General features: G+C 47.4%; 11 protein-coding genes. All 11 read left to right on the top strand.

Annotated elements, in window-relative coordinates:
- Positions 1 to 83 precede the first annotated feature (83 nt).
- Positions 84 to 1,478 (top strand): stage II sporulation protein D, encoded by a 1,395-nt coding sequence (gene spoIID / locus H7T88_RS26380; protein ID WP_221791288.1) that lies wholly within the window; start codon positions 84 to 86, stop codon positions 1,476 to 1,478.
- A 375-nt stretch (positions 1,479 to 1,853) separates the two neighbouring features.
- On the top strand, positions 1,854 to 2,591 hold the full coding sequence (gene spoIIQ / locus H7T88_RS26375; RefSeq protein WP_090922885.1) for a stage II sporulation protein SpoIIQ: 738 nt from the start codon (positions 1,854 to 1,856) through the stop codon (positions 2,589 to 2,591).
- 171 nt (positions 2,592 to 2,762) lie between these two features.
- Positions 2,763 to 3,050, top strand: coding sequence for a sporulation transcriptional regulator SpoIIID (spoIIID, locus tag H7T88_RS26370; protein WP_024632710.1), 288 nt, complete (start codon positions 2,763 to 2,765; stop codon positions 3,048 to 3,050).
- A 220-nt stretch (positions 3,051 to 3,270) separates the two neighbouring features.
- Positions 3,271 to 4,269, top strand: coding sequence for a cell shape-determining protein Mbl (gene mbl, locus H7T88_RS26365; RefSeq protein ID WP_090922887.1), 999 nt, complete (start codon positions 3,271 to 3,273; stop codon positions 4,267 to 4,269).
- Positions 4,270 to 4,372: 103 nt separating this feature from the next.
- The gene (locus H7T88_RS26360; protein ID WP_221791286.1) at positions 4,373 to 5,257 is read left to right on the top strand and encodes a flagellar hook-basal body protein; all 885 of its coding nucleotides are present in this window, start codon (positions 4,373 to 4,375) and stop codon (positions 5,255 to 5,257) included.
- Positions 5,258 to 5,337: 80 nt separating this feature from the next.
- The gene (locus H7T88_RS26355; RefSeq protein ID WP_221791284.1) at positions 5,338 to 6,174 is read left to right on the top strand and encodes a flagellar hook-basal body protein; all 837 of its coding nucleotides are present in this window, start codon (positions 5,338 to 5,340) and stop codon (positions 6,172 to 6,174) included.
- 11 nt (positions 6,175 to 6,185) lie between these two features.
- Entirely contained in the window at positions 6,186 to 6,413 is a 228-nt protein-coding gene (locus tag H7T88_RS26350; protein WP_221791282.1) for a DNA-directed RNA polymerase subunit beta, read from the top strand.
- A gap of 481 nt (positions 6,414 to 6,894) precedes the next feature.
- Positions 6,895 to 7,326, top strand: coding sequence for a 3-hydroxyacyl-ACP dehydratase FabZ (fabZ, locus tag H7T88_RS26345; protein WP_090922893.1), 432 nt, complete (start codon positions 6,895 to 6,897; stop codon positions 7,324 to 7,326).
- 278 nt (positions 7,327 to 7,604) lie between these two features.
- The gene (locus tag H7T88_RS26340) at positions 7,605 to 9,326 is read left to right on the top strand and encodes a phospho-sugar mutase (RefSeq protein ID WP_221791280.1); all 1,722 of its coding nucleotides are present in this window, start codon (positions 7,605 to 7,607) and stop codon (positions 9,324 to 9,326) included.
- Between the two features lie 191 nt (positions 9,327 to 9,517).
- Positions 9,518 to 11,539, top strand: coding sequence for a DUF5693 family protein (locus tag H7T88_RS26335; protein WP_221791278.1), 2,022 nt, complete (start codon positions 9,518 to 9,520; stop codon positions 11,537 to 11,539).
- A complete protein-coding gene (csaB, locus tag H7T88_RS26330; protein ID WP_221791275.1) occupies positions 11,515 to 12,672 on the top strand; it encodes a polysaccharide pyruvyl transferase CsaB in 1,158 nt (385 codons plus the stop codon). The genes H7T88_RS26335 and csaB overlap by 25 nt, the downstream gene beginning before the upstream one ends.
- Positions 12,673 to 12,678: the final 6 nt, after the last annotated feature.

Here is a 12,678-nt window from a genome sequence, read left to right as displayed (position 1 = left end):
ATCGAGTGAACTCATATCTTAAACTATGGATTTGAGAAAAAACCAGCCATGACCTGGTCATCGACAACGGAGGGGTATCACGGATGAAAGAAGCTCGTGTACAACTAAAAGTACCTCTTGCCCCGCGGCCCGGAATGCAGGGATCAGAGGAGAATTTAATTCAGGATGCAGAGAAAGACAGGTTGAATCCTGAGAAGAAGAGAGGTACCCCGTTACAGATAGCGAAGGTGCAAATCGTAATGGGGAGCAAGCAAGAAACGGCACATGCTAAACGTGGGGGATTGTCTACGGAGGAACTGAAACAGGAAGCTACAGAGCATATAAATATCCCGCTTATTGAGTTGGATGCGTTTCGTAAGGTCAAACGTCGTCGTATGCGTGCATTCGGTCACCGTCACCGCTGGGGACGCCACCCAGGGCGTTGGCAGCCCGCAGTAGCGGTATCAGCACTGCTTGTTCTGGCGATATGCATTCCGGTCATCCTGGTGTGGCCGCGAGCAGGAGAACAGGTGAAATCTACGCCTGCTTCTACAGGTGTGAACGCTGGTACCGGTCTACAGTCTCCTAATCCTGTACCCGCTGTGCCTGTAAGCTATCCTGAGCCGAAGGTGCGTGTTTACTTGTCTGCTACCGGGACAACGTTGGAATTACCACTTGAGACATATGTGACGGGAGTAGTTGCTGCTGAGATGCCAGCTGAATTCGAGTTAGAAGCGTTAAAAGCACAAGCGATAGCTGCTCGCACATTTATCGTGAGAAGACTTGCTGCAAATGATACAAGTGGCGTACCTTCAGGTACAGCAGATGTCACGGATACGATTAGTCATCAGGTCTTCATTCCACCCGATCAGGTCAAGGCGGATTGGACAAGGTTAGGTAAAGCGAAGGAATGGGAAAAACTTCAGCAGGCCGTTCGTAAAAGTCGTGACGCAGTTATGACGTATCAGGGTCGTGCGATCACAGCATCCTTTTTCTCAACCAGCAATGGATATACGGAAAATGCAGAGGATGTGTGGGGCAATGTTGTTCCCTATTTGAAAAGTGTAGCTAGCCCCTGGGATAAACAGCTTGCACCAGGTTTTGAAGAAACAATTACGATGAAGCGCAGTGAAATTTTGCAGAAGATGAACCTGGATGCAATTCCGGTGTCAGCAGATAAGAACGGTTCCTGGATCAAAGTGTTATCTACGACCAAGGGGCATCGTATTAAAGAAATGCAGATTGCAGGTGAAACGTTCAGTGGGCCGGAAGTCCGCAAACGTCTCGGACTCAGATCCAGTCAGTTCAACTGGAGAACAACAGGCGATGAAGTGCAGATTACAACGTATGGTTATGGCCATGGAGTGGGTATGAGTCAATGGGGAGCAAATGGTATGGCGCAGGAGGGGCACACGGCTACCGAGATTCTGAAACATTATTATACGGGAATCTCTTTCGGACAGGCATCCAAGATGCTAGCCTCAAAGCAGGGGAAGTGAGTATAGTGAGTGGTTCTCTACCAACCTCCCGTTCCGGAGCTTTTAAGATTTGGCTATATATGAGTAAAGTGAGAGCATACGGAGAGCTCAGGGGACAGAAAAGACCTGTAGAAGTGAAGCGGAAAGCTTTTTGAAAAAAAAGCTGCATCGGAAGCATAAACTTGCCTTTACTACCGGATTTCACCTTTGAAAAAGGAGATAGAAGAAATCTGGTAGTAACCTGCGGTCGAAAGGTTTTCTGGCCCCGAAGCGGTGCACGGATGAACACTGATCTCAAACATATATAGCATTCTTTGAAAGCTGCGTGAAAATTTTTAGAGTCGCGCGTGTATAAAAGAGTTGCACCCGGTAACACTTGTTACTGAGGTGATCAAGATGAATGAAAACAACAAAAAATCAATCCAAGAAGAAACTCCTAAAACAACTCAAGGAGTACCGGCAGCTCAGCCCTCTTCATGGAGAAAAGCAATGTCCAAACGTTGGGTTTTCCCGGCAGTCTACATCGCAGCAGCAGGCATTATACTAACTCTAGTGTGGGTCTATCAGGGAACAGGCGGCAAAGCGCTGAACCCGGACTCTCCTAAAGAATCAGTAGAAACAGGCGCAGCGAGCAACGAGGGAGCCGTTACAGGTGGGGATCAGGAAAGTGTGGAAGTTGTTGCAAAGTCGGAAAATTTTGTTTGGCCAGTAGCATCTCCTTCCGAGATCTCGGTTGTTAAACCATTCTATGACAACGAGGCTTCAAGTGAAGAGCATGAAGCAGCGATGGTGCAGTACAATGACACATTTATTCCGAATACGGGTGTCGATCTGGCACGCGGTGATAACAAATCATTTGAAGTCAAAGCAGCACTCAGCGGTAAAGTTACACGTGTTGAGCAAAATCCGCTTACAGGTCAAGTGGTGGAGATTACTCACAGCGATAACCTGAAAACCGTATACCAAAGCCTTGCGGACGTCAAAGTAAAACAGGACGATGAAGTGAAGCAAGGAGATGCGATTGCATCTGCCGGTGTGAGTGAGCTTGGAAAAAACCTGGGAAATCACCTTCACTTTGAAGTTTATGAAGATGGTCAGCCTGTAAACCCGCAAGGATATCTTCCGGAAAAATAAATGATTTTTACCGCACTAACATGATGGGCAGGGGTGAATAACCTCTGCTTTTTTTATGCTTTTCAGAAAATAATGGGACCTTCGAAGCTTGTCACACCTCTAAACCGCGAATATATAGGCATGCTCCTCATATAATGTACCAAACTATCCACACAGTAGGGAGGCGGGAGCGTGCACGATTACATCAAGGAACGGACCATCAAAATTGGTCGCTGCATTGTTGAGACGAGAAATACGGTCCGTACCATTGCCAAAGAATTCGGCGTGTCAAAGAGTACTGTGCATAAGGATCTGACGGAGCGTCTGCCGGAAATTAACCCTGATCTTGCTGACCAGGTGAAACACATTTTGGAATACCATAAGTCGATCCGTCATTTGCGGGGCGGTGAAGCGACCAAAATCAAGTACAAAAAAACGAGTGGAAAAAAACGTGAGGTGCTGGCTTCCGCCAAATCATAAGCAAGTTCTTTGAGAACTAGGCCAAAAAGCTCACAGCATGGATTGAATCCCTCCCCTGAAGTATGATATGTTAAAAGCTGGTACAGGATCGAATTATGACATCTTATCAGCCCGATTTTTACATATATATGTTGCACTTTGTCGAACGAGCGGTGACGTGATAAGAGACACTTTTTCACAGGATACGCTGACCAAATAATATCACTTTGGGGGCTCTTTTATGTTTAGCAAGGATATCGGTATTGATCTTGGCACGGCAAACGTGCTTATTCACGTGAAAGGAAGCGGAGTTGTTCTCAATGAACCTTCCGTCGTGACCATTGAAAGCGATACGAAGCGGGTCCTTGCTGTCGGGGAAGAGGCGCGTCGTATGGTGGGGCGTACGCCGGGTAACATTGTTGCCATTAGACCGCTGCGCGATGGCGTTATTGCGGACTTCGAAATTACGGAAGCCATGCTTAGACATTTCATTAGTCGTGTAGGGGCAAGAAGCTGGTACAGCCACCCGCGAATTTTGATCTGTGCACCAACGAATATCACTTCTGTAGAGCAGAAGGCCATCCGCGAAGCAGCGGAGCGCAGCGGTGCCAAAGAAGTATTTCTGGAAGAAGAGCCGAAAGCGGCTGCGATCGGGGCAGGTATGGATATTTTCCAACCGAGCGGCAATATGGTCGTGGATATCGGCGGCGGAACGACTGACGTTGCAGTCCTGTCTATGGGCGACGTAGTCACCGCCTCTTCTATTAAAGTTGCGGGGGACAAGTTCGACGAAGCGATTATCAAGTTTATTAAAGCAAAATACAAACTCATGATCGGAGAACGTACAGCCGAAGATATCAAAATCGCAATTGGTACCGTTAACCCTGCGGGTCTTCAAGCTGAGATGGATGTTCGCGGCCGTGATATGGTAACCGGTCTGCCGGTTACAGTTACTGTGTCAGGTAGTGAAGTGCAGGAAGCGCTATGGGATTCCGTGCAATCCATTATCGTTGCAGCCAAGTCGGTACTGGAGCGCACACCACCTGAACTGTCTGCGGACATTATTGACCGTGGTGTCGTTTTGACTGGTGGAGGTGCATTGCTGAACGGACTGGATGAACTGTTGTCCAATGAATTGCATGTTCCGGTATGGGTTGCAGAGGATCCGATGCACTGCGTTGTAAAAGGAACAGGCATTATGCTGAATAATTTGGATCAAGTAGTTAAGAAAAAATTCTAGTTTGCCGATATAAAAAGCAGGTAGGTTCACCGAAAAGGTGAACAGAACGGACAAACAGCTACCTGCGTTGTAGGGACAAGCGTTTAAGGAGAGGGGTTCATTCATGTTAAGAGGTCTGTACACCGCTGCTGCGGGAATGATTACAGAGCAACGCCGCCACGACACTGCTACACAGAATATTGTAAATATGAACACAACGGGATACAAACAGGTGAATAGCGTAAACCGCTCCTTCCCGGAAATGCTCATTACTTTAACGGGCGGGGATGCCAATCTTCCAACAAAGCGGCTGGGCAAACTCAACTCCGGCGTATTCGCTGAGGAAAGCTTATCCATGAATGTTCAAGGCGCTCTTATGGAAACGAAACGTACAAGTGATTTTGCAATCTCATCGAATTTGAGTGTGAATGATCCGCAGACCAATCAACCCATTCGGTTTGATGCTTCCGGCAAGTTTGTACGAGCAGATGGAACGGTCACGTACCAGCCGCAAGCATACTTTACCGTTCGAGATGCACAAGGAAACACGCGTTATACACGTGATGGTCATCTGGATGTTAATGGAACAGGGCAACTTCTCAGCTCTACCGGTTCTCAGGTGCTGGACAGTAATGGGCAACCGGTTGTATTGACAGGTCCTGTGGATCAATTTAAAGTGGATGAGCAAGGCCGCCTTGTTAATGCGGTTACAGGTGTTCCAACAGGCGTTACGCTTGGAATCAGTATTATTGACCAGCCGAATCAGCTTGTTCGTCAAGGTGACGGTAATTTTAGTCTGAATGAAGATAATGGTGCAACGGCTCGGACGATGAATGCTACTGATATTGTGCAGATTCATCAAGGTTATCTGGAAAGGTCGAATGTAGACGCCTCTCAGGCTACCGTTGACATGAATGCGGCATTTCGTGCCTACGAAGCGAACCAGAAGGTCGTTCAGTTCTATGACCGCAGTTTGGAAAAGGCTGTTAACGAAGTTGGTCGTGTCTAACGCCAATTGTAACCATATTACCGCGTAGTGATGGGCGATAAGCCCTTTGCGGAGCAAAGCAGGGGAGGTAAAATCACCGCATGAATAATTCCATGATTAGTGCCAAGGTGTCGATGACTGCGATTCAGCAACGGCTGGATGTCATTTCCGATAATATTGCCAACGTGAATACGGCAGGCTATAAAAGTAAACAGGCAAACTTTGAAGATGTACTGACTCGTATACAGCAACAAGATGACAAGTATAAGCAGGATGGGCGTTCGACACCGATGGGGTATAACCTTGGTTTTGGAGCACGTCTGGTCAACCTCACCAGAGATATGTCCCAAGGTAGCATGCAGGAGACAGGTAACCCGACAGACCTAGCTATTGAGGGCAATGCGATGTTTGCTGTTCAGGCAGATGGTCAGAAAGTATGGACACGTCAAGGTGCATTCCACTTTGTGCCCGATATGCGTCCAAAAGTGAATCCGAACGATCCTGACCTGATGGTGCTTGTCAATGGGGATGGGAATTTAGCTCTGAATCGTCAGGGAGAGCCCGTTACTGCTCCGAAAGACAGCACAGTTGCTTTTGATGAGAAAGGTAATCTGCTCGTGCGTCAGGGCAACGGCAACGCCGTAATTAGGGGACAGCTACAGATGGTGGATATTGAGCGTCCTGAAGGACTTGTGCAATTAGCGGACAACCTCTTTGGTTTGGGTGCTGGGTTAACCGAGAATGACGTATTCGGGGCTAATGCAGCAACACGTGTACCTCAGGCATCGATCCGCACTGGTTTCCTTGAGCAATCCAACGTAGATATGACACAGGAGATGGCGTTGCTCATGCAAGGTCAGCGGACTTATCAACTGGCGGCACGGGCGCTCACGTCTAGTGATTCCATGGCGGGTCTTGCCAATAATATGAGAGCATAAAGGTGAATGGGATGACAGAAACACAGCAGCAGAACAGCAAGCCGGAGCAGAAGGAAGTCAAGAAAAAAAAGAAGAGTTGGTGGCGCATCGCAAGATGGTTTCTGATTCCGATTTTGCTTGTTCTTGCCCTCGCTGGCGGAATGGTCGCTGGGTATGTGGTACTGGGCAAACAGGATATCGGTTCCGTATGGCAATGGAGTACCTGGAAACATGTCTATGATCTGGTATTTGCTCCATAAGATAACGAGTTCAGCGAAAACTCCTGCGCAGGCAGGAGTTTTCTTTTTGGTGTTGAAAACAGTATAATGATGGATGACGTTTAACGTCAGAAGAGGCCTCCCCTGCGAAAGACATTGCTTGTCATCGCGAAGAGAGACCCCTTATCTCAACCTTCACTACTGCAGTCATGAAGGATATTACTAGTGTTAACCCTAAAACAACATTTCATACAACATTAAAAATGAAACTCATTTTATATGAGGATCGACTTGATCATGCTCGTTTAATGTTTTCCGCACTACAGTAAGTGGAGGGAAGAGAATTGTTCAAAAGAAGTAAAGCGCTCGCGTTTGTCACAGAATTTTACCCATTATAATGGGATCAAAAAAATTCAGGGACAATGGCGATCATAGAACAATCTCTTTCCGAAACGACGCTGTTGCGCCGGCATTATTGCATGTTGGAGAGCCTCGTATAAATACCCCGAGAGGAGATTAAATTGTGTTAGATATCAAACAAATTCAATCCATTATCCCACATCGCCCGCCGTTTCTGTTGGTGGACAGAATTTTAGAGATGGAGGATGGCAAACGTGCTGTTGGTTTGAAAAACGTAACGATTAATGAACCGTTCTTCATTGGACATTTCCCTGAGTATCCAGTAATGCCAGGCGTATTGATCACAGAAGCGTTGGCTCAGGTTGGCGCGGCAGCTATGCTGAATTTAGAAGCAAACAAAGGCAAAATCGGTTTCTTGGCGGGACTCGACAATTTCCGGTTCCGTGGCCAAGTTGTGCCTGGGGATACGTTGATTCTGGAAGTGGAAATTACACGTCTTAAAGGCTCGATTGGTAAAGGTCAAGCTACTGCCCGCGTGGATGACAAAATTGTCGCTGAAGGCGAAATCATGTTTGCACTGTCAGACCCAAGCTGATTACATAGGCATGTATATATCATGCAGATAAGTTGTACTAATTCTTTACACTTAAACGGAGAGGACAGAGAAAACCTGAAAAAGCGAAGCGTTCGCCTTTATCACCGGATTTTTGCCTTTTAGAAAAGGGAATACAAAAAATCTGGGGATAACAGCGATTGGAAGGTTGCTCTGTCATTGGAGTGGACGTGTAAATATCTTTAGTCCAACTTATGACTACGCTGAACAGCTACGTGCATAAATAGAATTTTTATATAGACGGAAGGGGCTTATTGGATATGGAACAGTTAAGCGCAGCAGCAGCCGAGACGTTACAACAATGGTTGGAGGATGCTTCTATTGATGAAGCAACGAAACAGGAGCTTCGTGATCTGAAGGATCAACCCAAAGAGCTGGAGGAGCGTTTCTACAGAAATCTGGAGTTTGGTACAGGTGGATTGCGCGGTGTTATTGGTGCCGGTAGCAACCGGATGAACAAATATACAGTCGGTCGTGCTACACAAGGCTTTGCCCGTTATTTGCTGGAGCAGCATGGGGACAAGGAAGGCAAACCTTCGGTTGTCATCGCACATGACTCCCGTTACTTCTCACCTGAATTCTCGCTGGATGCGGCGCTGGTACTGGCGGCTAATGGTATCGTAGCCAAGCTGTATCCATCCCTGCGCTCTACACCACAGTTGTCTTTCAGTGTGCGTCACCTGCAAGCCACAGGTGGTATCGTTGTAACAGCAAGCCATAACCCGCCAGAATACAACGGATACAAAGTGTACAACCATGAAGGCGGACAATTGGTGCCGCATGAAGCAGAGCAAGTCATTCAATACATTCAAGAGGTGCCTTCTCTTGCAGATGTGAAAAAAATGACACGCGAAGAAGCCGAAGCACAAGGTTTGCTGGTTTGGCTTGGTGAAGAAGACGATCAGGCATTCGTAGACACCGTGGCAAGCCGCAGTCTAAGCCGTGAGCTGATTCAATCCGGCATCGGCCGTGATTTCAAAATCGTATATACACCGTTACACGGTACAGGCAATCTTCCGGTTCGCCGCGTACTGGAGCAGATCGGATTCGAACAGTTGTATATTGTCGCTGAACAAGAGCAGCCGGATGCTGAATTTTCCACAGTGAAGTCCCCTAACCCGGAAGAGCGCGAAGCGTTCACACTGGCAATGAAGCTGGGCGAATCCGTAGGCGCAGACATTCTGATCGGTACAGATCCGGATGCAGACCGTATGGGTGCTGTCGTAAAAGACAAGGATGGCAAATATTTCGTCTTGTCCGGTAACCAATCGGGTGCCATTATGGTACACTATCTGCTCAGTCGTCTCCAAGAGACAGGCGCGCTGCCAAGCAACGGTGCAGTAATCAAAACGATTGTAACGAGTGAGATGGGGGCAGTTATCGCTCAGCATTACGGTGCAGAAGTGATGAACACCCTGACAGGCTTTAAATATATAGGTGAAAAAATGAACCAGTTCGAAGCAACCGGAACTCATACTTTCCTCTTCGGATATGAAGAGAGTTATGGCTACCTCTCCGGCAACTATGCCCGTGACAAGGATGCTGTCCTTGCCTCGATGTTGATTGCCGAAGCGGCTGCTTACTACAAGAGCCAAGGCAAGACACTCTACGATGTGTTGCAGGAGCTGTACAACCAGTTCGGATTCTTCCTCGAAAAACTGGAGTCCCGCACGCTGAAAGGCAAAGACGGAGTCGCACAGATTCAGGCGAAAATGACTGACTGGCGTTCTAATCCGCCGAAGGAAGTTGCGGGCATCGCTGTGCAGGATGTGCTGGACTACTCTCTGGGTCTGGACGGTCTGCCGAAGGAAAACGTGCTGAAATTTATTTTGGCAGACGGATCATGGTTCTGCCTGCGTCCTTCCGGTACAGAGCCGAAGATCAAAGTGTACTTCGCTGTGCGCGGTGAGAGCTTGCAAGATGCAGAGAGCCAGATCGAACGTCTGGTTTCGGAAGTTATGTCGCGTGTAGACGCGCAATAAAACAAATGGTACTGTAAGAAAAAGATGCAGAAGGCCTCTCCGCACCGTAAGGTTGGTTGGCGGAGGGGTTTTTCTTTGAAATAAAATGGATCGTGTGCTGGCATATTAGAGAGTGTGTTAACACATGCTGAACGTAAGAATTATAAGAGCAGAACGGGCATTTGGTTCCAACAACTGAGGAGGTACACGTAGTGCGTCAAAAATGGCTTTATTGGAATAACGCTTCCCGGAAGTGGTTGTGGCTCATCGTTATTATTGGTTTGGTGGCGTCCATTCCGGTCATCCGTGACCGGGTCCAGACAGAATCTTCCACGAACAAAGTAGAACTGGTCTTCAACTACCGAGGACTCTTGGATATTTCCGCGTATCAGGCTCACCCGCAAGATTTCATTGATCAACAAATGACACGTCTGAAAGACGCTGGTGTGACAACGATGGCTGTGTTTGAGAGTACACTGGACGAACTCAAAAAAACACGCCGATTGATGGTTTACTCAGGTCAGGATCTTGCGAATATGACCAAAGAAGTGATTCCTTCCAATGCGAACTATACCTATGTATTGTTCACATCTGAAGAGAATGCGCAGACTTATACCCCTATTATTGAACAAACGTTCGCTGAGCGTCAGATCCCGGTTCAACCTTGGGAGTATGAAGGTCGCAGCGGCTTAATATTGCAGACACCGCCGGAGAATGCCAACATGCAGCCGATGCAGCCTGACCCGGTTGCGGTGAAAATGCTGCGTGATAAAGGTTTTCATATTTTACCCCGTATCTCCGACACGGTACCTTACAACCAACAATCGATGGAACGTTTGCTAACCTTCTTCGAAGAGAATGGCGTAACACGTATCCTGTTTGATGGGGATGCAGTGAAAGGGTACAATGATAATGCAGAGATGAAAAGTCTGGATCAGTTTGCCCAGCTCCTGAACAAACATCATATTGGTCTGGCGGCGATTGAAAATCTGAAGAAGCCACAGGCAGGATTCCAGACGCTGGCTTACAAAATTGATTACAACGTGACTCGTCTCTACTCACTAAGCGATTCCGATGCGAATCTGAAAGAAGATACCATTGCCGACCGTTTTGTACTGGCAACCAAGGACCGTAATATTCGCATGATTTATATGAACGCTTCACCGAGCCGGAATACGGCCAAAGCTGAGATCACCGACCCGATCGAAAATCTGATCAAAAGTCTGGGTGAGCCAGGACATGCCGTTGAACGTATGGCCAAACACGGCTTTGAGCTTGGACAAGCTGAAGCATTTACTGTGAAAGATTCGTCTATTCAACGGTATGCGAAGCTGATCGCTCTTATCGGAGCAATCGCTTTGATCACACTGATGGTTTCATATTTTGCACCTGTATTCACCATTGCCGTGTTCCTGCTTGGACTAGTAGGAAGCGCGGGTCTGTTCCTGTTGAAACCTACATTGCTGGAGCAAGGAATCGCCTTGCTGGCTGCCATTTCTGCACCAACGATTGCGATGGTACTAGCGGTTCGTACAGTGAATGCAACACAACTGCGTCAACCGGATGCCCCTGCGGGTCGTCGTTTGGCACAGACCCTTGTTTTATATGTAAGAACATCGATCATTTCGTTCATAGCTGTACCATTTGTGATCGCATTATTGAATAGCATTACGTACAGCCTGGTTATTAACCAGTTCCGTGGAGTCAGTTTGTTGCACTTTGCTCCGATTGGTCTGGTTGCGATCTATATTATATTCTATCGTGGTTCCGGTTCAATCTCTGTGAAACAAGTGAAAGATATGCTTCGTATGCCAATCAACATTTTGATGGTTGTACTGGCGCTTGTTGCTGCTGCTGTTGGATATTATTATTTGAGCCGTACAGGGAACGCTGGTTCCGTTACACCATTTGAGATGTTCCTGCGTACCACGCTGGAAGATACGTTTGGCGTGCGGCCTAGATTCAAAGAATTTGTACTGGGACACCCGCTGTTTATCGTAGGCGTGTTCGCCGCTTTAAAATACCGTAAAGTGATTTTTGCGCTAATCATCGCCACGATGGGTCAATTGTCTATGGTCGATACGTTTGCGCATATTCATACACCAGCTGTACTGTCACTGATTCGTGGGGTGATGGGACTCGGACTTGGCTTGATCTTTGGTATCATTGCTGTGGGTGTGTGGCAAGTCGCGGAAGGATGTTGGAAAAAATGGTCACCACTTCTAAAAAGTTAGTCATCTCAGGATACTATGGATTTAACAACAGCGGAGATGAAGCTGTACTGAAATCCATTCTGACTGCCCTCCAAGAAGAGAGCCAGCGGTCCAATGTTACCATTGAACCGATTGTGCTCTCCATTAATCCGGAGTGGACAACCTCGATGTATGGCGTTCGTGCTGTACATCGCATGAAGCTGAAGGACGTTCGTGAGGCACTGAAGGAAAGTGACGGACTTATCAGTGGCGGCGGAAGTCTGCTGCAGGATGCAACTGGATTGAAGTCCATTCCTTATTATCTGGGTGTGATCAAACTCGCTCAGTGGTTGAAAAAACCTACATTTATCTATGCGCAGGGTATTGGCCCTGTTCACCGTAAAATCTTTAACCCGATGATCAAATCGGTATTTAAATCCTGTACCTATGTATCGGTTCGAGACGAGCAATCCGCAGATTATCTGCGTCGTCTTGGACTAAAGTGGAATCAGATTCATGTCGTGCCTGACCCAGTGATGGGTTTACCTTTGCCGGATACAGCATCACCAGTCCGGGATGAAGCGGACCCTTCCACTGCTGAGGAACAACCAACTCATGCCAAACTACCGGTGATCGGAGTGTCTGTTCGGTTCTGGGAATCGGATCGTAAGGAATTGACGGCTATTGCGGCTGGATTGAAGAAGCTGGCTACGAAAAAGGCTGTCCATCTGCGCTTTATGCCATTTCATCTGCCCGATGATGTGCAGGCATCCCGTTTCATTATGGAAATGATTGATGATGTGACAAGCAAAGGTAGTGAAATTAGTATTACGGACGATCTTACTGATCCTCAACAAATGCTGGAGGAAGTCAGTCGCTGTGATCTGATGATCGGTATGCGTCTGCATAGTTTGATCTACGCAGCTTCACAGTATGTTCCACCTGTTGGTATCTCGTATGATCCCAAAATCGATCAGTTCCTGCTTCGACTGGAAAGTGAGCCTGCAGGCAATACCAGTTCACTGGATGGGGATAAATTTGCAGAAACGGTTGCTGGATTGTTGGAACATCGTTCACAATGGTTGAAGCAACATGAAGATCGTATTACTGCATTGAAGCAGGAGGCCGTAGAGCCTGCCAAGCAAATTATTACCTATTTAGGCCGCAAAGGATGAGATAAC

Source organism: Paenibacillus cucumis (ex Kampfer et al. 2016) (assembly GCF_019748695.1).
In the GTDB taxonomy this organism is placed as follows: Bacteria; Bacillota; Bacilli; order Paenibacillales; family Paenibacillaceae; genus Paenibacillus; species Paenibacillus polysaccharolyticus.
The sequence above is the reverse complement of the archived record's forward strand: the minus strand, read 5'-3'. Positions and strand labels throughout refer to the sequence as shown.

Coding starts and splice junctions, on each gene's coding strand:
- H7T88_RS26355 (WP_221791284.1), top strand. CDS start 5,338: ATGAATAATTCCATGATTAGTGCCAAGGTGTCGATGACTGCGATTCAG.
- H7T88_RS26350 (WP_221791282.1), top strand. CDS start 6,186: ATGACAGAAACACAGCAGCAGAACAGCAAGCCGGAGCAGAAGGAAGTC.
- spoIID (WP_221791288.1), top strand. CDS start 84: ATGAAAGAAGCTCGTGTACAACTAAAAGTACCTCTTGCCCCGCGGCCC.
- mbl (WP_090922887.1), top strand. CDS start 3,271: ATGTTTAGCAAGGATATCGGTATTGATCTTGGCACGGCAAACGTGCTT.
- H7T88_RS26360 (WP_221791286.1), top strand. CDS start 4,373: ATGTTAAGAGGTCTGTACACCGCTGCTGCGGGAATGATTACAGAGCAA.
- H7T88_RS26340 (WP_221791280.1), top strand. CDS start 7,605: ATGGAACAGTTAAGCGCAGCAGCAGCCGAGACGTTACAACAATGGTTG.
- csaB (WP_221791275.1), top strand. CDS start 11,515: ATGGTCACCACTTCTAAAAAGTTAGTCATCTCAGGATACTATGGATTT.
- spoIIQ (WP_090922885.1), top strand. CDS start 1,854: ATGAATGAAAACAACAAAAAATCAATCCAAGAAGAAACTCCTAAAACA.